Below are 18,630 nucleotides of genomic sequence, written 5' to 3' on the forward strand. Positions count from 1 at the left end.
ATAAAGTTCTCTTAGAATTCTTTCTATGGGAGCTTTTTATTTTGGAGGAATTAGTTTGAAAAAAACAATCACAGATGGGGTTCATTTAAATGTTCATGAGAGTAATAAATTCAAAACAACAGCGATCACAATTGACTTTGTTGCCCCGTTAAACTATGCAGATTATTCTGCTAGAACCATGATTTCTGAAATGATGGAAAATTATAGTCACAAGTACGATTCAAAATTAAAGTTGGCTAGAAGACTTTCCGAACTATTTGGTGCCAGTTTTGGCACGAATGTGTTTAAAGTTGGCAATCGCAGTGTGTTGAGAGTGGTTATGAGCTTTGTTAATGATGAATTTACGTTGGATAATTCTGATGTTTTTGACGATGCGTTAACTTTTCTTTCAGAAGTTATTTTTCATCCCAACCTTAATGGTGAGCATTACGTCAATGAACAATTTGAAATTCAACGAAAAAATTTAATTCAGTATCTAGATTCTCTTAATGATGACCATCGTTATTATGCAGCGAAGAGAGCTCGAGAGCTTTACTTTTCCGACCAACCCAATTATGCCAATTCAATCATTGGAAATCAGGAGCAAATTAAAAACTTAGAAAATGCAGCCGTTGTGAAAGAGTGGGGGAACCTTCTTAAAAACAACGAGATTTATATTTCGATTTTAGGCGATCTTTCGGAGAAACAAACTCAGATGATTGAGACGCATCTACCGTTTTTACCCAGAAGGGAATTTAATGAGTCAATGAATCGCAATTTTAGCCCCTTACCGATCAGGACTCAGGTTGAAAAAATTAATGGAGAACAATCCAAGTTTGATTTAGCTTTTGATTTTCCTATTTTCGTAAATGATGATGACTATTACGCAGCAATTGTTTTTAATGCTTTGCTTGGGGGAGCCCAACAATCATTAATGTTTCACAATATTCGTGAAAAACATAGCTTAGCATATTACATTTCGAGTAATTATAATTCTACTTTGGGGTATGTGTTAATTGAAAGTGGCATTAACGCGGTGGACGTGGATCAAGTTAGCCAGTTAATTGGTGAGCAAGTTAGTTTGATTCAGAAACAAGAGTATTTGGATCAGCGATTTTTAGACATTAAATCAGCATTGATTGATGGATATTATTCTAAATTTGATAGCCAACGCCGAACGCTTAATGGTGATTTTATTAATGAACTATATGGGATCGATTTGAGCCCCAGTCAATGGATTAATAGAGTTAGAGGGGTTACCAGTGACGATGTAAGTCAAGTAGCTTCGAAGTTTAAATTGCGGGCTAAATTTTTATTGGAAGGAATTAATAATGGTTGAAATTAAGTATGACAAGCTAAATGAAACGGTTTACCGCTATCAATTAGATAACGGAATGAAAGTATTTATTGACTCTAAGCCAGGCTTTCATTCAACCTACGGCATTTTAAACGTTCATTTTGGTGCAATTAATAATTTGATTTTGGAAAATAAACGATCCCGAAAGATGCCGCTCGGAATTGCTCATTTTTTGGAACATAAAATGTTTGATAAACAAAATTATGATTCAAGTGATCAGTTTGGCAAATTTGGATCGGATTCAAATGCGTTTACGAGTTTTGATCAAACCAGTTATCTTTTCAATACAACTAATCATGTTGGTGATAATTTAGATGTTTTAGTTGACTTGGTTCAGCATCCGTATTTTGACGAAAAAAAAGTTCAAAAAGAGCAGGGCATCATTGGACAGGAAATTATGATGTATCAAGATGATCCCGGTTCTAGAATTTATTTTGATACGATCGGAAATATGTATCATAACTCTCCACTTGATCATGATATTGCGGGCACAATTGATTCAATTGCCAAAATTACGACAGAAGACTTGTATGCAATGTATAACCAGTATTATGTTCCAAACAATATGGATTTAATGCTCGTTGGAAATGTCAACGAGAGTGATGCGATTGAAAGGATTGAAAGACTTGAAAGAACCATTCCCTCAATTAGTCAATCTGAGATTTTAACCTTGAAGCGGCAAACGAACGATGCCATTAAGAAAAGCTCGATTATATCAGATGAGCATACTACTATGAATTTGACAACAGGGAAAGTTGCGGTTGGATTTAGAGGACCTGACGAGATTAGTAGTGGGGTCCAATTCACTAAAAACGAATTATCACTGGGATTGTTTTTGTCGATGATTTTTTCTGAAGATGCTGAGCCATATCAAAAACTCTATTCCAAGGAGATCATAAATGATTCGTTTGGTTATGACTTTGATCTAGAAGATGGTTATCAATTTGTGATCTTTGTAGAGGATTCAAATCGTCCAGAAGAGTTTCGAAAAGCCGTTGAACGTGAAATTAAGAATGGATTAAATGACGACGCAAAATTGTCTAAGATTTTTAACTTAATTAAACGAGAAGAAATTGGACAGTATATTTCACTTATGAATTCCAACTCGGCTATTGCGAATCAAATGGGAGATCCACTAAATGGATATATCAATCTTTTTGATGAAGTTCAAATCTTAAACCAACTTTCCGTTCATGAGGTAATTGATTTTGCTAGTAAATTCTTTGACTTTAATAAAACAACTTTGAAGGTTATTTCCTAATGTATATCTTTTTTTAAGGTAACGCGTTGTGATATACTGACAATGAAATCTAAAATGATGGGGTTTTACATATGGATAAAGAAGAAAAAAATCAAAAAAGTGTAAACATTGGTCAATTATTGCGTAAGGCTAGAGTTGACTCAGGAATTTCAATTGATGACGTTCAAAAGAAAACTAAAATTCAAAAACGTTATTTAGAAGCAATTGAACAAGATGACTTTAAGGCACTGCCTGGTGATTTTTACGTTCGTGCTTTTGTTAAACAGTTTGCAGATGCAGTTGGTTTAAACGGAAGCGAGTTTATTCAAAAATATGACTCCGAGCTTCCTGGTGGAGAAAAGTTTGGCTCTTCTGAGGACGATAACGGTGAGGGTCAAAATAACATTAAGGAAAATCCTCAACCAGTTCAGTCTGAGATGCCCAAACAACGTTCTGTTAGACATCACTCAACGAGTCCAGAATCAGGCCCTTCAGGATCTGGTGTGAAGAAACTAATTCCGATTGTTGGAATTGTGGTCATTGTGATTATTATCATTGGCGTCATCTGGGTTGGAGCCGGAAAGTTAGCTCATCACAATTCAGATACTACTTCAAGTACAACGTCTGTTTCCGTATCTTCGGATAGTTCAAGTTCGATGGCCAGCTCGCGTTCGAAGAAGGCCGCTCAGGATAAGGCCAAAGAGGCCAAAACAAAGAATCAGAATAACCAAGGAACCCAGATTGCTAAGGGTGCTAATGAGAACGAGTACAATGTTAAAACCAATGAAAAAGAAACAAAGGTCACTTTAAAGGGAAATGCCAAGTCTTGGTCAGCTGTTTCGGTTAATGGATCACAGGTTTGGCAGGGAACTTTAAATCCCAACCAGACTCATGATGTCACCATTCCTGCTAACACGAAAGAATTTAATGTTAACCTCGGCAATGCCCCCGCTACTGACATCACGATTAACGGTCAAAAAGCTAATTTAGAGAAGCCCGCTAACAATGGGAATGCTCAAGTTAGAAATGTCACTTTTAAAATTACAAATAAACTTTAACCCAAACCTAAATAACGATCTGTTAAAGATAGCAGGTCGTTATTTTAGCGTTTAACCTCAGGAGGATAAACTTTTGAACTTACCAAATAAATTAACTTTATTTAGAATAATTTTAATACCAATATTTTTAATTTTACTGGTTGTGCCAATGGATCTTGGCAGCGTGATGATCGTGGGAACCATGATTCCAGTTACACAGGTTTTAGCTACCGTGGTATTCATTGTGGCAGCGTTAACGGACTTTTTGGATGGTCAAATTGCGAGAAGACAACACCTAGTGACTAATTTTGGGAAATTCGCTGACCCGTTAGCGGATAAGATGTTGGTAATGTGTGCCTTCATTGTCTTAGTTGGTCTTGGCAGTGTTGCTAGTTGGATTGCGGCTATCATTGTTTGTCGTGAATTAGCCGTGACTGGTTTACGTTTAATTGTTGTTGAAAATGATGGTGAAGTTGTTGCGGCTGCGTGGCCAGGCAAGATTAAAACCTTTTTCCAGATGATTGCGATTATTATTCTGTTATTAAATAATGCATTATTTAATAACATTAATCTTCCGATGGGCCAAATCTGTTTATACATCTGCTTATTCTTTACCATTTACTCTGGTATTGAGTACTTTTACAAGAACCGAAAAGTTTTTTCTGATTCATTTTAATTAATACAGTTAGGAGTGGTTTGATGAATGCTGAAATAATATCAGTTGGGACGGAAATTCTCCTTGGTGAAATTACTGACACCAGTGCGCCCTTTATTGCGCGTCATCTGGCAAATTTAGGAATTGATGTTTACTTTCAAGACACCGTTGGAGATAATTACAAACGGTTAGAAGCTGTTATAAAGCTTGCTGAAAGTCGAAGCAACTTAGTGGTTTTAACAGGTGGGTTAGGTCCTACCGAAGATGACATTACTAAGATTGTGCTAGCTAAGCATTTGGGTCTTGGGCTAGATACGGATCAAAAAGCACTGGAAAAAATTAATCATTTTCATAAAAATTATCCAATGGAAAAGCCTCAAAATGCTGATATTCAAGCTGAATATATCCACGGTGCGACTGTATTACCAAACGATAATGGCTTTGCCGTTGGTATGTTTTTAAGGACTAAAAACTGTGATTACTTGGTTTTACCGGGACCACCAGTTGAGATGCAACACATGTTTACTAAATATGCACTTCCAATTTTGACTAAATTAGCTAGTGGTAATCCCGTTATTGCTTCCAAAGTAATGCGTTTCTTTGGAATTGGTGAAACAGAACTTGAGGACCAATTAAAGCCCTTGATTTCTCATCAAACGAATCCAACTTTAGCAACGTACGCCAAGCGAAATGAAGTTACCCTAAGAATTACTGCGAGCGGAAAGAAAAAATCAGATGTCGATCATTTAATTGATGAAATGATCTTTAAAGTAAACTCAATTGTAGGGAAATATTTCTATGGTTTTGGTGATGACAACTCATTGGCTAAAGTAGCTGTTAATATCCTTAAAAAGAAAGCATTGTCGATCACTGCGGCAGAATCACTTACTGCTGGGATGTTTCAGAGTCGGCTTGGTGATGTCTCAGGTGTCTCTGAGGTTTTCCCAGGTGGATTTGTGACTTATTCGGTTAAAGTGAAAGAGGATGTCTTGCACATTCCAAGCGAAGTGATTGATAAGCATGGAGTGGTTTCATCTGAGACGGCTGTTTGGATGGCTAAAAATTCGAAAGCAATTCTCAATACTGACGTTTCGGTTTCTTTTACTGGAGTTGCTGGACCTGATGAATTGGAAGGACATCCTGCTGGGAATTTCTGGGTAGGAATTTCATTACCTGATGGTGAGGTTAAGACCCGTGAATTTAATTTTGGCAAGGATCGAAATGAAATTCGTGATTACGCTACAAAATGCGGTCTTAAAATGATTTATGATAATTTAAAGTGAAAATAGGAGGATATTGGTTCTCCTATTTTGTACATACTAGTTGACACTAATTTTTCTAAACTTTAGAATTAAGAAGTGAATAACGTTTATGCTAGTTATTTAAATAAATTTTTTATTAGTGATACGGAGGCATATGTAAATGATAGTTACAGTTGTTTCCGCTGTTATCGCTGTCGTTGTTGGTTTTTTGATTGGTCAGTTCACCTATAAGCAGGTATCTGAGAAGAAGTTAGATGCTGCTCATGAAAGCGCAAAAGATATCCTTTCTGATGCTGAAAAGCAAGCTGAGAACTCGCTTAAAGAAGCTAGTTTAGAGGCAAAAGAGAAGGGGAATGCTTATCGACTTCAAGTAGAAAAAGAGTTGAAAAAGCGTCGTCTTGAAGTTCAAAAACAAGAAGATCGTTTGTTGAAACGTGAAGAAACGCTTGATCGAAAGGATAGTGCGTTTGAGAAACGTGATAATTCTTTGGAACGGCAAGAAGAAAAACTTGAAAAAGAAAAGCAAGAACTGACAAAGAAACAACAAAAAGCAGATTCACTTATTGAAAAACGGCAACAGGAAGTTGCCAGAGTTTCTAATTTAACTAAAGAGGAAGCTCGTACGATGGTAATTGATGAGACTAAGCAAGAATTGGCTGATACCCGTGCTCAAATGATTAAAGAGAGTTACGATGCTGCTAAAGAAGCTTCTGCTAAGGATGCTAAAAACTTGATTGTTGAAGCACTTCAACAGAGTTCTGCTGATATTGTCTCAGAGACTACTGTGTCTGTAGTAACTTTACCCAATGATGATATGAAAGGTAGAATCATTGGACGTGAGGGTCGAAACATTAGAACCTTTGAATCATTGACTGGGATTGATCTAATTATTGATGATACTCCCAATGCGGTGGTTTTAAGTGGTTTTAATCCAGTTCGACGTGAAGTCGCCAAAATGGCACTTGAAAAGTTGATTAAAGACGGAAGGATTCATCCAGCACGTATTGAAGAAATGGTTGAGAAGAGTAAAAAAGAACTCGATGCTCAAATTCAAGAGACTGGGGAAAACGTTGTCTTTGATTTAGGGATTCATTCAATGAACCCTGATTTGATTAAATTAATTGGTCAATTGAAATATAAAATTTCATATGGACAAAATGTTTTATCACGCTCCATTCAAGTAGCAAAATTGGCGGGAGTGTTTGCTGCTGAGTTAGGTGAAGATGTTACATTAGCGAAAAGAGCGGGATTGTTGCGTGAGATTGGTCTGTCGTCAAATAGTGGAACTGATGTTTCATACGTTGATGCTGGGATTGATATTGCAAAGAAATATGGTGAGAGCCCAGAAGTAATTGATACAATTCAGTTAGGTGGTCAAAAAAGTGAGCCACATTATATGATTTCAGAATTAGTTGATGTTGCCGATAAGATTTCAATGGCACGACCTGGTGCAAAGAGTGATTCACTTGAAAGCTTCGTTCATCGTTTAGATAAACTTGAAAAAATTAGTAATAGTTTTGACGAGGTTTCCAAGAGTTACGCTGTTCAGGCGGGTCGCGAAATTAGAGTGATTGCCAAACCCGAAAAGATTTCTGACACAGAAGCAATTGTACTTGCCAGAGATATTAAAGATAAGATTGAAAAGGAAATGAATCATCCTGGTCATGTCAAGGTAGATGTGATTCGGGAAGTCCGCTCAGTTGAATATGCCAAGTAAAAGATCAGAGATTATCCTGGTCTTTTTTATTTTGATTTATCAGTGTAAAATAAGGGTATTACAGTAGAAGATGGAGAGCGGATATGCGATTTTTATTTTTAGGTGACACGGTTGGCAATATTGGGGTGGCAACGGTAGAAAAATATTTACCCTTGCTAAAACATGACTTAAAACCACAGGTAACCATTGTGAATGGCGAAAATGCAACAAAGGTTGGACGTGGGATTAATCATGACCTTTATTTAAAAATTATGCATGCTGGAGCAGACGTGATTACTTTGGGGAATCATGCCTGGAATAATCCAGAAATTTTTGATTTTATTAATCAAACTCAAAATTTAATTCGTCCCCTTAACTATCCTGGAAAAGATGTCCCAGGAAAGGGCTACATAGAAATGAACGTTAATGGTAGTAAGGTAGCTGTGATTAACCTTCAAGGTCGCGTGTTTATGGATGAAATTGATGATCCATTTAGTAAAGTGGATGCGCTTCTTGATAAGCTACATACCAATGGGTTTAATATCATCTTTGTGGATTTTCATGCCGAAACTACTAGTGAAAAGAAGGCCATGGCGCTTCATTTGGATGGGAAAATCTCCGCATTAGTGGGTACCCATACCCACGTGCAGACTAGTGATGGGCAAATCTTACCAAGTGGGACGGCCTTTTTAACTGATGCAGGGATGACTGGACCAGATGATGGAGTGATTGGAATGAAGTTTGAACCCGTTATTAATAAGTTTATGACGGCACGCCCTAATCGGTTTGAGGTTCAAGAGACTGGCGCAGCAGTGTTGTCAGGTTGCTACATTGATGTCGATAACCAGTCTGGCAAAGCTAAAAAAATTAAGAATATTTTAATCAACAAGGATCACCCATATCAAGAATTTTAAAGAGGAGCGATGTTAATGGCAAAATCAAAACAAGCTACGCCAATGATGCAACAATATCAAAAAGTTAAGGATCAATATCCTGATGCTTTTTTGTTTTATCGAATTGGCGATTTTTATGAATTGTTTAACGAGGATGCTATTAAGGGTGCGCAATTGTTGGAGTTAACTTTAACCAAACGAAGTAGGAAGTCAGATAATCCCATTCCGATGTGTGGCGTTCCTCATCAATCCGTTCAAAATTACATTGATACCTTAGTAGATAAGGGATACAAGGTAGCAATTTGTGAACAGATGGAAGACCCTCGGACTGCTAAGGGAATGGTAGATCGGGATGTTATTCAGCTAATTACGCCTGGAACTCAAACTGATGCCAATGCCGAAAATGCCAAGGTCAACAACTACTTAACCGCGGTTACTTATAATAAAGATGAGCATTCTTTTGGATTTTCTTACATTGATCTTTCTACAGGTGAGTTAAAGGTTAGCTTGTTAGCAAGCGATGAAGCTGTCTTAAACGAAGTGATTAATCTTAATTCAAAAGAGATTGTAGTTAACGACTCGATCGATGATAATTTGATTCATCAACTAAAGGAAATCGGTGTTCTTATTTCAAAAGAGAATCAAACTTCTGAGGTGGGGTCAAATGTCATTACTAATATTGATGATCCAACGCTAATTGACTCCCTTAAAATGTTATTAACTTATATTTCGGACACACAAAAGCGTAGTTTATCTCATATTCAACCAGCAGTTAGATATGAGCCAAGTTCTTTTTTGAAAATTGATCATAATTCGCGATATAATCTGGAACTAACTAAAAACATTAGGACCGGCAAAAAGAGTGGCACGTTGCTATGGATCGTTGACGATACTAAAACGGCAATGGGTGGTAGAAAACTTAAGCAATGGTTAGAGCGGCCGCTAATTAATCAAAAAGAGATTGAGCAACGCCAGAATCTAGTTGGGACGCTCTTAGATAATTATTATGAGCGGAGTGAGCTTTCCGACAATTTGATTAAAGTTTATGATTTAGAGCGACTTTCTGGACGAATTTCATTTGGCGGAGTAAACGGTAGAGACTTGATTCAGCTGGAGACTTCACTTGAACAAATTCCCAAAATTAAGCATGTTTTAAATGACCTAGATACTCCAGAGTTTGATGAAATTTATCAAAAACTCGATGATGTTAATGATGTGTATGAATTAATAAAAGACGCCATCGTTTCAGAACCCCCAATTTCTGTCACGGATGGTGGAGTCATTAGAAATGGTTATAATAAACAACTTGATCGGTATCGGGATGCCATGAAAAATGGTAAAAAATGGTTAGCTGATATGGAAGCTAAAGAGCGTCAGGAAACTGGGATCCATAACCTCAAGATTGGTTATAATCGAGTATTTGGCTACTATATTGAGGTATCGAAAGGTAATCTTGGTAAACTTGATGATAGTAGGTATGAACGTCTTCAGACACTTACCAATGCGGAACGTTTTTCAACACCAGAACTAAAAGAAAAAGAATCGATTATTTTAGAAGCAGAAGAGAAATCTAAAAGTTTAGAATATGAAATTTTTACACAGGTCAGAGATAAGATTAAAAAGCAGATTCCGCGAATTCAGAAGTTAGCGAGTGGGATTTCACGTTTAGACGTTTTGCAGAGCTTTGCGACTATTTCTGAGAAGTATCAATTTGTAAAGCCCAAGTTTAATAATGGTCATGATTTGAACATTAAAGCAGGACGTCATCCCGTTGTGGAGCGTGTGATGGGGGCTCAAAGTTATGTTCCAAATGATGTGATAATGAATCCAGATATTTCTGAATTATTAATTACTGGTCCGAACATGTCCGGTAAAAGCACATACATGAGACAGCTAGCTCTAATTGTAATCCTGGCACAAATGGGGTGTTTTGTTCCAGCTGATGCAGCCGAGATGCCCATATTCGATCAAATTTTCACTCGAATTGGTGCTGCCGATGACCTTATTTCGGGTAAAAGTACGTTTATGGTGGAGATGAGGGAAGCCAATGAAGCCTTGAAACATGCTTCCGCTAATTCATTGATTTTGTTTGACGAAATTGGACGAGGAACTTCCACATATGATGGCATGGCACTTGCACAATCTATCATTGAGTATATTCATGATAATATTGGTGCTAAAACACTATTTTCGACTCATTACCATGAATTAACCGAATTAGATCAAGAGTTAAAACATTTAAAGAACGTTCACGTTGGGGCAGTCGAAAAAGATGGCAACCTGGTTTTTCTTCATAAAATTATGAATGGACCAGCCGATCGTTCCTATGGGATTAATGTTGCTAAGTTAGCTGGCCTTCCTGATCAGTTGTTGAAGCGGGCTAGCACGGTTCTTTTAAAGCTAGAAGATGATGAGCAACAAAAAAGTAATGATAATCATGCTACTCAAGCTCAAAGTCCCGTTCATAAGGATAACCCAGCATCTACCACGCCATCTAGTTCAATTGATTTAAATGATTCAGAACAAATGGCATTGTTTAAAGTGGATGATCCCAAAAGTGATAAGTCATTAGATAAAAATAAAAGTAAGATTATTGAGGACATTGAGAATACTGATCTTATGAGTAAGACTCCAATTCAGATTATGAATTTGGTGTATAAATGGAAAACTAAGTTAGAAAATTAAGGTGGTGATATTGTGTCCGACATTCATCAATTACCGACAATTCTTTCCGATCAAATTTCGGCTGGAGAAGTTGTTGAGAGGCCAGCATCGGTAGTTAAAGAACTAGTTGAAAATTCAATTGATGCCAGTAGTAGTAAAATTGACATTGAAGTGGTTGATTATGGCCTTAAAAAGATTAAGGTGATTGATAATGGATCTGGAATTGCTCCTGATCAAGTTGAGTTGGCGTTTCGACGTTTTGCTACGAGTAAAATTAATAATAAACGTGATTTGTTTCGAGTTAAATCATTAGGATTTCGTGGCGAAGCTTTGCCTAGTATTGCCTCTGTCTCTGATGTGGAAATGAGGACTTCGGATGGTAGAGAACAGGGGTCTGAAATTAAAATTCATGGTGGCAAGGTTGTAAAGATAGAGCCATCACAGGCACGAAGAGGGACATCGGTCGTCGTTTCTGATCTATTCTTTAATACCCCTAACCGGCTAAAATATTTAAAGGCACCATCTACGGAACTATCTAAGATATCTGATATTGTCAATCGATTGGCTCTTAGCCATCCTGAAATTGCTTTTTCTTTGACTCATAATGGTCGCGAACTCCTACGGACTTCGGGTCGAAACAACATGCAACAAGTCATTGCTGGAATCTATGGCAATCGAAGTATGAAGCAAATGATTCCGATTAGTGCTGAAAATCCGGACTTTAAGTTAAGTGGGTACGTCAGCTTGCCAGAGTTAACTAGAGCAAGCCGTAAATATACATCTGTGATCGTTAATGGGCGATTTATTCGTGACTTTGGCATTGATCACGCGATTATTGATGGGTACGGATCAAAACTGATGGTTGGAAGATATCCGATTGTCGTTTTAAGTATCGAGATGGATCCAACTTTAGTTGATGTTAATGTACATCCTTCAAAAGAGGAAATCAGAATCTCCAAAAAGAAGGAATTAAGTTCATTCGTCTCACAAACAATTTATGATGCTTTAGCAAAACAAAATCTGATTCCGGATGCTATGAATAACCAGACTTTAAAAAATGGGGTTGCACGTCATAACTCTACGGAAATTTCACTTAATTTAAATCAACTCTATGAAGATCAAAATACACAAAAAAGTTCGATTCCACAGGTTAGTAAGTCAGACTCGATGAAGTCAGTGGCTAATCACAATGCTTATCCAGCTCATCATCAGCCGATTATGATTTATCGAAAAAATGATTTAGATTCGAATTCCGCTCGTAAATTTAAAGCAAAGTACGAAAATGAAGAGGTCGACTTACCGTTTGGTGACAATCAGCAAAGTCCAAATTCGTCTCATGATTTTCCACAATTACGGTATGTTGGTCAAGTTCATGGTACGTACCTAATTGCTGAAAGTTCAGATGGGATGTATGTTGTTGATCAGCACGCTGCTCAAGAACGGATTAATTATGAATACTATCGAAGACAAGTTGGCAATGTGAGTGAAGACGAGCAGAAATTATTGGTTCCAATTGTTCTTGATTACACTTACAGTGATGCTTTAATTATTTCCAATCATTTGGATCTTTTAGAGCAGAATGGAATCCGTTTAGAGTCATTTGGGAAAAATAGTTTTGTCATTAGGCAGCATCCGGTTTGGTTTAAAGCTGGTCAGGAAGAAGATACCATTAAAGAAATGATTGACTGGGTTTTGAGTAATCAACAGCTTTCGATTGCACAGTTTAGAGAAAAAGCTGCCATCATGATGAGTTGTAAACGAGCAATTAAAGCTAATCATCATCTGGATAAGCGCCAGGCTCAGGCCTTGTTAGATAAATTACCACAGTGTGAGAATCCTTTTAATTGTCCCCATGGCCGTCCTGTTTTAGTTCATTTTTCTAATTCAGATCTGGAGACCATGTTTAAGCGAATTCAGGACCCGCATCAAAGTAGAGATGTGAATTTTTAATCCAATAGGAAATGAGTTGATTGTATGTATGAATACTTGTATGGGATGATTACGGATGTGACCCCCAAGTACATTGTTTTAGACGTTGATAGGGTTGGTTACTTAGTTTATGTAGCTAATCCCTATCACTATAGTACTGACCAACAGGTGCGAGTTTATATCCACCAGTCGGTTTCAGACAATGGGATTGCATTATATGGATTTATTTCGTTAGCGGATAAACAACTTTTTGAACAATTACTGAATGTTTCAGGGATTGGATCAAAAAGTGCCTTGGCAATTATGGCTGGTAATGACAGTAATGGTTTAATTAGTGCCATTAATGCTGGAAACATTAAGTATTTAACTAAATTTCCCGGAATTGGGAAAAAGACTGCCCAACAAATTGTGTTGGACCTAAAGGATAAGATTACATCTAATGACGTATTTGTTGGTAGTGTTTCGGTAAATGACGTTGAAGACACTGGAAATAAGCAATTAGATGATGCACTGAGTGCATTACAAGCTCTTGGCTTTAAGCAACGCGAGGTTGATAAAGTTAAAACAAAACTACAGAAAATAGAAGCAGACTATACAACTGATCAATATATTAGTTCAGGTCTCAAACTATTGACTAAGTAGATTAGGAGGAAGTTAATGGCAGATGATCGAATAGTTTCTGGATCAAGTGATGATGAAAACGATGATTCTTTTGAAATGTCACTTCGGCCCCAAAGTTTTGATCAGTATATTGGTCAAGATGATTTAAAAAAGAAACTTAAGATTTACATTCAAGCCGCTAGGCAGCGAGAAGAATCGCTTGATCATGTCTTATTGTATGGACCACCTGGTCTTGGAAAGACCACACTAGCAAACGTGATTGCAAATGAGATGGGCGTTGATATGAAGACAACCACCGGTCCCGCCATTGAAAAAAAAGGTGACTTGGTGGCTCTTTTAAACGAATTAAAACCCGGTGATATTCTTTTTATTGATGAAATTCATCGTCTACCTAAAGAAGTTGAAGAGATGTTATATTCCGCGATGGAAGACTACTATGTTGATATTATCATTGGAAATGACGATTCAACCAAGCACCCCGTTCACTTTGAATTACCACCGTTTACGCTGATCGGAGCTACCACAAGGGCTGGATTGCTTGATTCACCATTTAGAGATCGGTTTGGTATTGTTGAACGGATGAATTATTATAATGATCGTGATTTAGAAAAGATTGTGAAACGTTCAGCTAAAATCTTTCATAGTAAGATTAAAGAAGATGGTGCTCACGAAATTGCGCTGCGCTCCAGAGGAACTCCTCGAGTTGCTAATCGATTGTTAAAACGGGTGAGAGATTTTGCACAGGTGGCCAATCATGATGAGATTGATGTTGATAGCGTTGATACTGCACTTAATGCCTTAGGCATTGATAAGAACGGATTAGATCGAACTGATCTCAATTTGCTTTCAACGATGATCGACTTTTACGATGGTGGTCCAGTTGGATTAAATACCTTAGCCGCCAATATTGGCGAAGAATCAGAAACAATTTCTGAGATGTATGAACCATATTTGTTACAGATTGGATATCTCAAGCGGACTGCTCGAGGACGGATGGTAACAAGAGCTGGTTATAAACACTTGGGCCGAAAATATCCTGAAGCTAATTAAATTAATTGGAAATTTTATCGACAATTTGGTAAGCTATTGTTAAATAAAGAATGAGGTGAAAACATGCAGAACATATCACAATATGCTGGAATTATTGTATTAATTCTTTTGTTCGTTTTAATGTATTTTATGATGATCAGACCACAAAAGAAGCAACAACAAAAGCATCAAAACACTTTGAAAAACTTGCGTAAGGGTGATCATGTGGTTACCATTGGCAGACTTCATGGAATTGTTGATCAAATTAATAATGAAAAGCGAACGGTTACTTTAGACTGTGATGGTCTTTATTTAGTATTTGACCTCAACGCGATTGCAAGTGCAAGTCGTCCAGGAGAAGATAGTGCTTCAGATGATTCAAAAAAGAAGGATACTTCCAAAAAAGACGAATCAGAAAAAGCATCTGATGTAAGTAATAATTCAAATGACGACAACGCTTAATAAGAGGGTCGGATGAGTCCGATCTTTTTTATTGGATGAACAAGAACGTACGTTTGGGACAGAAGGTGAACTTTTGGAAGAATCAATTCAAATCAATCATTCACGTCGGATTTTACATGTTGATATGGATGCTTTTTTTGCCTCAATTGAGCAACGTGAGCATCCTGAATTTGTTGATCAACCACTCATTATTTCTAAAGATCCAAGGACGACTGGTGGTCGTGGAGTAGTGACCACTGCTAATTACCCAGCGAGAAAGTTTGGCGTTCATTCAGCAATGCCTGCTAGTAAAGCACTTGAACTTTGTCCTAAGGGAATTTTTAAGGCACCCGAATTTGAATTGTATCGAAGCGTCTCGCATCAAATTCATGCGATTTTTCATGAATATACCGACCGAATTGAAACCGTTGCGCTTGATGAGGCTTACCTTGACATCTCAGATAACAAAAAGGGAATTGATAATCCGGTACTGATTGCTCATTTGATTCAAAGTGAAATATGGGAAAAGACTCATCTAACTTCTTCCACCGGGATTTCTTACAATAAGTTTTTGGCCAAGGAGGCTTCTGATTACCGGAAACCTGCTGGAGTTTCTGTGATCGATGTGGAAGATAGTCACGAATTTTTGATGAAACTTCCCATTGAACGTTATCGGGGTGTTGGAAAAAAGACGCTTCAAAAAATGCAACGATTAAACATCCAAAATGGTTATGATTTATACCAACAATCAGAGATGGATCTTATCAAGAATTTTGGTAAGTTTGGTTATTTTTTGTATCGTCGAGTTCGCGGATCCGATGATCGACCGGTTGAGTATCAAAGAGAGCGCAAATCAATTGGAAAAGAAAGAACTTATGGTCCTGATTTAAAAAGCCGACAGGAAGTGGAATCACAACTCCATAAGATTTCTGAGATGGTGGAGCAGTCATTAAATCAGCATGAGAAACATGGAAAAGTTTTAGTCTTAAAGGTCAGGTACAGTGACTTTACTACGTTAACCAAAAGAGTTTCGTGGAATGATTTTATGGAAAACTATGCCCGTCTTTTTTATGATTTGGCAATGGAGCTTTTTGATTTGCTTCCTGATGCCACTAATGGCATTAGATTGTTGGGAATAACACTTACTAGTCTCTCAGACTTAGGGTTTCAAAACGTTAAGCTTCCCTTGTATTCAGATCCTCACTTTGAATTATAGTGTTTGTGGGTTATACTTAACTGTTAAATAATTAAGATTATTAGAGGCTATTTTAATGAATACAAAGCAGCAAATTAACGAAAAAATCAAGGAATATCCGACGATTATTATTCACAGACATCAGAGTCCTGATCCAGATGCGGTTGGTTCTCAAATTGGGTTGGCTAGCATTATTAAGGCATCTTATCCGAATAAAAAGGTTTTGACCGTTGGAAAACAGTATCCAGGCTTTGATTGGTTAGGAAAAGTTACGAAAGCAAGTGACGATGATTACAAGAATGCTTTAGTGATTGTGGTTGATACTGCTAACCAGCTGCGAATTGATGATGATCGTTATACAAAGGGAAAATATTTAATTAAAATTGATCATCATCCAAATGACGATCAATTTGGGGATTTGATGTGGGTTGAACCAGAAGCATCAAGTACTTCCGAATTAATTTATGATTTATTTGCTGCTAATGATGATTTAAAGATGACAGATGATGCAGCTCGTTTATTGTATGCTGGAATCATCGGAGATACCGGTAGGTTTAAGTATTCATCGACTTCATCGCATACGTTTGAGGTGGCAGGCAAATTAGACCAGTACGATTTTTCGATTACCGACGTGGCCCAAATTGAAGATGAAATTGATACTGCCCAAGCTCGTTTGGCTGCTTATGTATACAATAATTTGAAAATTGACGACAATGGGGCTGCATATGTAGTTTTGACTAATGAAGTAATTAAGGACCTCAACTTAGGTGATGATAGTACGTCATCAGTGGTTCCGTTGCCCGGTAATATTGGCACTGTGGTTTCTTGGGCGATTTTTGTCCAACAAAAAGAAGGAAATTATCGCATTCGATTGCGTTCTAAAGGACCATCCATTAACGAATTGGCTAAAGAACACAACGGTGGTGGTCATGCGCTTGCAAGTGGAGCTAAAGCTGCTGATGAGGATGAGATTAAACAAGTTGTTAAGCAGCTAGGAGAAATTGTGAAACAGTACAAAAAGGAGAACAATTAATGGGAGCTTCATTTAAAGATTATCATTTTCAACCCTTCATTAGTGATGCCATTCAGGACCTGGGATTTCATAATCCTACTCCAATTCAAACTAAAGTAATTCCAACCATTAAACATGGAAAAAGTGTGATTGGTAAGTCTGCTACTGGTAGTGGAAAAACTCATGCCTTTCTTTTGCCCATTTTTGATGGTTTAGATCTTAATAAAGAAGATGTTCAGGTTGTCATTACAACCCCCAGTAGGGAATTAGCATATCAAATTTATGACAATGCAAAACAAATTGCTAAATTCTCTGATAAAACCATTCACATTGGAAATTATGTCGGAGGAACTGATAAGGAACGCCAAGTTTCAAAGCTTGAGCATGAACAACCTCAGGTAGTGATTGGCACTCCGGGTCGCATCTGGGATCTTGTTAAAAATGGTGATCTTGAAATCCATCGTGCTCGTCAACTAGTAATTGATGAAGCCGATATGACTCTAGACTTGGGTTTTTTAGATACAATTGACAAGATTGCTTCTAAAATGGCCGAGGATTTACAGATGATGGTGTTTTCTGCCACTGTTCCACCAAAGTTAAGGCCATTTCTAAAAAAGTACATGAAAAATCCGGTCATGGATGATATTCCCACCAAAACGGTTATCAATCAGGATGTTTCTAACTGGTTGATTTCGACTAAGGGAAAAGATAAAAATGATTTAATTTATCAGCTGATCACGATGGGTGAGCCGTATTTGGTACTTATTTTTGCGAATACGCGTGAGCGGGTAGATGAGATCTATGATTATCTAAAACAACGTGGATTAAAAGTTGCTGAAATCCATGGAGGAATGCAACCGCGAGTTAGGAAGCGGGTTATGAAGCAGATTCAAAACCTTGATTATCAATTCGTGGTGGCGTCTGATCTAGCGGCCCGTGGAATTGATATTTCAGGAGTTTCTCATGTTATTAATGATGATATTCCAACTGATCTAGAATATTTTATTCACCGAGTTGGAAGAACCGGTCGAAATGGAATGAAAGGGACTGCCATCACTCTATATGCACCAGGTGAAGAACAAAAGATCTCTGAATTGGAGAAAATGGGGATTAAATTTACTCCTAAAGAAATTAAACATGGAGAAGTAGTTGATACTTATGATAGAAGACGGCGAGCTAAACGTCGTGAGCCCCAAAATAAATTGGATCCTACTATGATTGGTTTGATTAAGAAAAAGAAGAAAAACGTTAAACCTGGATACAAAAAAAAGATTCGCCGTGCTATTAAGCAAAAAAGTGATGAAGATCGTAAAATTGAGATCAGAAATCAAATTCGAGCCCGCAAGAAGCAAAAAAAGCGTAGCTCGCAGCGTTATCAGTAAGAGTCTAATTGACAGTAGTTTATTTTCTGGATATAATTTAAATTAGTTGGATATGTCAAATTAGTGAAGTACTACAGGAAGGTTTGAAAAATGAAAACAGACCGTACTTAGTTATTTTGATGCTACCAAACAGTAGATCGTTTCCCACGTTATAGGGACTAAAGAGGTAATGACAACATCGTTGCAAGTAAAGTGGTACCGCGTCCCGGCGTCTTTGCTAGCAAGGGTGTTTTTTATT

15 protein-coding genes are annotated in these 18,630 nt (G+C 37.4%); all 15 read left to right on the forward strand.

Translation table 11 applies throughout. The features are described 5' to 3' along the window. The first annotated feature begins 55 nt into the window (after window positions 1-55). The 15 genes from yfmF (at window position 56) to AC6UDA_RS05830 (ending at window position 18,392) form a co-directional block, all read left to right on the forward strand. Complete coding sequence (gene yfmF, locus AC6UDA_RS05760) at window positions 56-1,318, forward strand: EF-P 5-aminopentanol modification-associated protein YfmF (RefSeq protein WP_500711280.1); 1,263 nt, start codon at window positions 56-58, stop codon at window positions 1,316-1,318. Then, on the forward strand, window positions 1,311-2,597 hold the full coding sequence (gene yfmH / locus AC6UDA_RS05765; protein ID WP_500711282.1) for an EF-P 5-aminopentanol modification-associated protein YfmH: 1,287 nt from the start codon (window positions 1,311-1,313) through the stop codon (window positions 2,595-2,597). The genes yfmF and yfmH overlap by 8 nt, the downstream gene beginning before the upstream one ends. A gap of 71 nt (window positions 2,598-2,668) precedes the next feature. Beyond that, window positions 2,669-3,634, forward strand: a complete 966-nt coding sequence (locus AC6UDA_RS05770) for a helix-turn-helix domain-containing protein (protein ID WP_500694380.1) — start codon at window positions 2,669-2,671, stop codon at window positions 3,632-3,634. Window positions 3,635-3,707: 73 nt separating this feature from the next. Further along, entirely contained in the window at window positions 3,708-4,289 is a 582-nt protein-coding gene (pgsA, locus tag AC6UDA_RS05775) for a CDP-diacylglycerol--glycerol-3-phosphate 3-phosphatidyltransferase (RefSeq protein WP_500694381.1), read from the forward strand. 23 nt (window positions 4,290-4,312) lie between these two features. After that, on the forward strand, window positions 4,313-5,551 hold the full coding sequence (locus AC6UDA_RS05780) for a competence/damage-inducible protein A (protein ID WP_500711284.1): 1,239 nt from the start codon (window positions 4,313-4,315) through the stop codon (window positions 5,549-5,551). A gap of 139 nt (window positions 5,552-5,690) precedes the next feature. Further along, window positions 5,691-7,247 (forward strand): ribonuclease Y, encoded by a 1,557-nt coding sequence (gene rny, locus AC6UDA_RS05785; protein WP_500696083.1) that lies wholly within the window; start codon window positions 5,691-5,693, stop codon window positions 7,245-7,247. 83 nt (window positions 7,248-7,330) lie between these two features. Further along, window positions 7,331-8,140 (forward strand): TIGR00282 family metallophosphoesterase, encoded by an 810-nt coding sequence (locus tag AC6UDA_RS05790; protein WP_500694384.1) that lies wholly within the window; start codon window positions 7,331-7,333, stop codon window positions 8,138-8,140. Between the two features lie 15 nt (window positions 8,141-8,155). Further along, on the forward strand, window positions 8,156-10,804 hold the full coding sequence (gene mutS / locus AC6UDA_RS05795) for a DNA mismatch repair protein MutS (protein WP_500711286.1): 2,649 nt from the start codon (window positions 8,156-8,158) through the stop codon (window positions 10,802-10,804). 12 nt (window positions 10,805-10,816) lie between these two features. Beyond that, complete coding sequence (gene mutL / locus AC6UDA_RS05800) at window positions 10,817-12,733, forward strand: DNA mismatch repair endonuclease MutL (protein WP_500711288.1); 1,917 nt, start codon at window positions 10,817-10,819, stop codon at window positions 12,731-12,733. 24 nt (window positions 12,734-12,757) lie between these two features. After that, window positions 12,758-13,354 (forward strand): Holliday junction branch migration protein RuvA, encoded by a 597-nt coding sequence (ruvA, locus tag AC6UDA_RS05805; protein ID WP_500711290.1) that lies wholly within the window; start codon window positions 12,758-12,760, stop codon window positions 13,352-13,354. A 15-nt stretch (window positions 13,355-13,369) separates the two neighbouring features. After that, the gene (gene ruvB, locus AC6UDA_RS05810; protein ID WP_500711292.1) at window positions 13,370-14,383 is read left to right on the forward strand and encodes a Holliday junction branch migration DNA helicase RuvB; all 1,014 of its coding nucleotides are present in this window, start codon (window positions 13,370-13,372) and stop codon (window positions 14,381-14,383) included. A gap of 63 nt (window positions 14,384-14,446) precedes the next feature. Beyond that, window positions 14,447-14,824 carry a preprotein translocase subunit YajC gene (gene yajC, locus AC6UDA_RS05815; RefSeq protein WP_500706850.1) on the forward strand — a complete coding sequence of 126 codons (378 nt, stop codon included), beginning with the start codon at window positions 14,447-14,449 and terminating at the stop codon, window positions 14,822-14,824. A 73-nt stretch (window positions 14,825-14,897) separates the two neighbouring features. After that, the gene (gene dinB, locus AC6UDA_RS05820; protein WP_500711326.1) at window positions 14,898-16,019 is read left to right on the forward strand and encodes a DNA polymerase IV; all 1,122 of its coding nucleotides are present in this window, start codon (window positions 14,898-14,900) and stop codon (window positions 16,017-16,019) included. A gap of 55 nt (window positions 16,020-16,074) precedes the next feature. After that, window positions 16,075-17,031: a DHH family phosphoesterase gene (locus AC6UDA_RS05825; RefSeq protein ID WP_500711294.1), complete on the forward strand. Its 957-nt coding sequence runs from the start codon at window positions 16,075-16,077 to the stop codon at window positions 17,029-17,031. Further along, window positions 17,031-18,392 carry a DEAD/DEAH box helicase gene (locus tag AC6UDA_RS05830; RefSeq protein ID WP_500711296.1) on the forward strand — a complete coding sequence of 454 codons (1,362 nt, stop codon included), beginning with the start codon at window positions 17,031-17,033 and terminating at the stop codon, window positions 18,390-18,392. Before AC6UDA_RS05825 ends, AC6UDA_RS05830 begins: the two co-directional genes overlap by 1 nt. The last annotated feature ends 238 nt before the right edge of the window (window positions 18,393-18,630 follow it).

Source organism: Fructilactobacillus sp. X8R4C1 (assembly GCF_059900905.1).

Excerpts from the sequence above, each read along its gene's own strand:
- yfmH (WP_500711282.1), top strand. The coding sequence starts at position 1,311 with ATGGTTGAAATTAAGTATGACAAGCTAAATGAAACGGTTTACCGCTAT.
- AC6UDA_RS05770 (WP_500694380.1), top strand. The coding sequence starts at position 2,669 with ATGGATAAAGAAGAAAAAAATCAAAAAAGTGTAAACATTGGTCAATTA.
- AC6UDA_RS05780 (WP_500711284.1), top strand. The coding sequence starts at position 4,313 with ATGAATGCTGAAATAATATCAGTTGGGACGGAAATTCTCCTTGGTGAA.
- rny (WP_500696083.1), top strand. The coding sequence starts at position 5,691 with ATGATAGTTACAGTTGTTTCCGCTGTTATCGCTGTCGTTGTTGGTTTT.
- AC6UDA_RS05790 (WP_500694384.1), top strand. The coding sequence starts at position 7,331 with ATGCGATTTTTATTTTTAGGTGACACGGTTGGCAATATTGGGGTGGCA.
- mutS (WP_500711286.1), top strand. The coding sequence starts at position 8,156 with ATGGCAAAATCAAAACAAGCTACGCCAATGATGCAACAATATCAAAAA.
- ruvA (WP_500711290.1), top strand. The coding sequence starts at position 12,758 with ATGTATGAATACTTGTATGGGATGATTACGGATGTGACCCCCAAGTAC.
- ruvB (WP_500711292.1), top strand. The coding sequence starts at position 13,370 with ATGGCAGATGATCGAATAGTTTCTGGATCAAGTGATGATGAAAACGAT.
- yajC (WP_500706850.1), top strand. The coding sequence starts at position 14,447 with ATGCAGAACATATCACAATATGCTGGAATTATTGTATTAATTCTTTTG.
- AC6UDA_RS05825 (WP_500711294.1), top strand. The coding sequence starts at position 16,075 with ATGAATACAAAGCAGCAAATTAACGAAAAAATCAAGGAATATCCGACG.
- AC6UDA_RS05830 (WP_500711296.1), top strand. The coding sequence starts at position 17,031 with ATGGGAGCTTCATTTAAAGATTATCATTTTCAACCCTTCATTAGTGAT.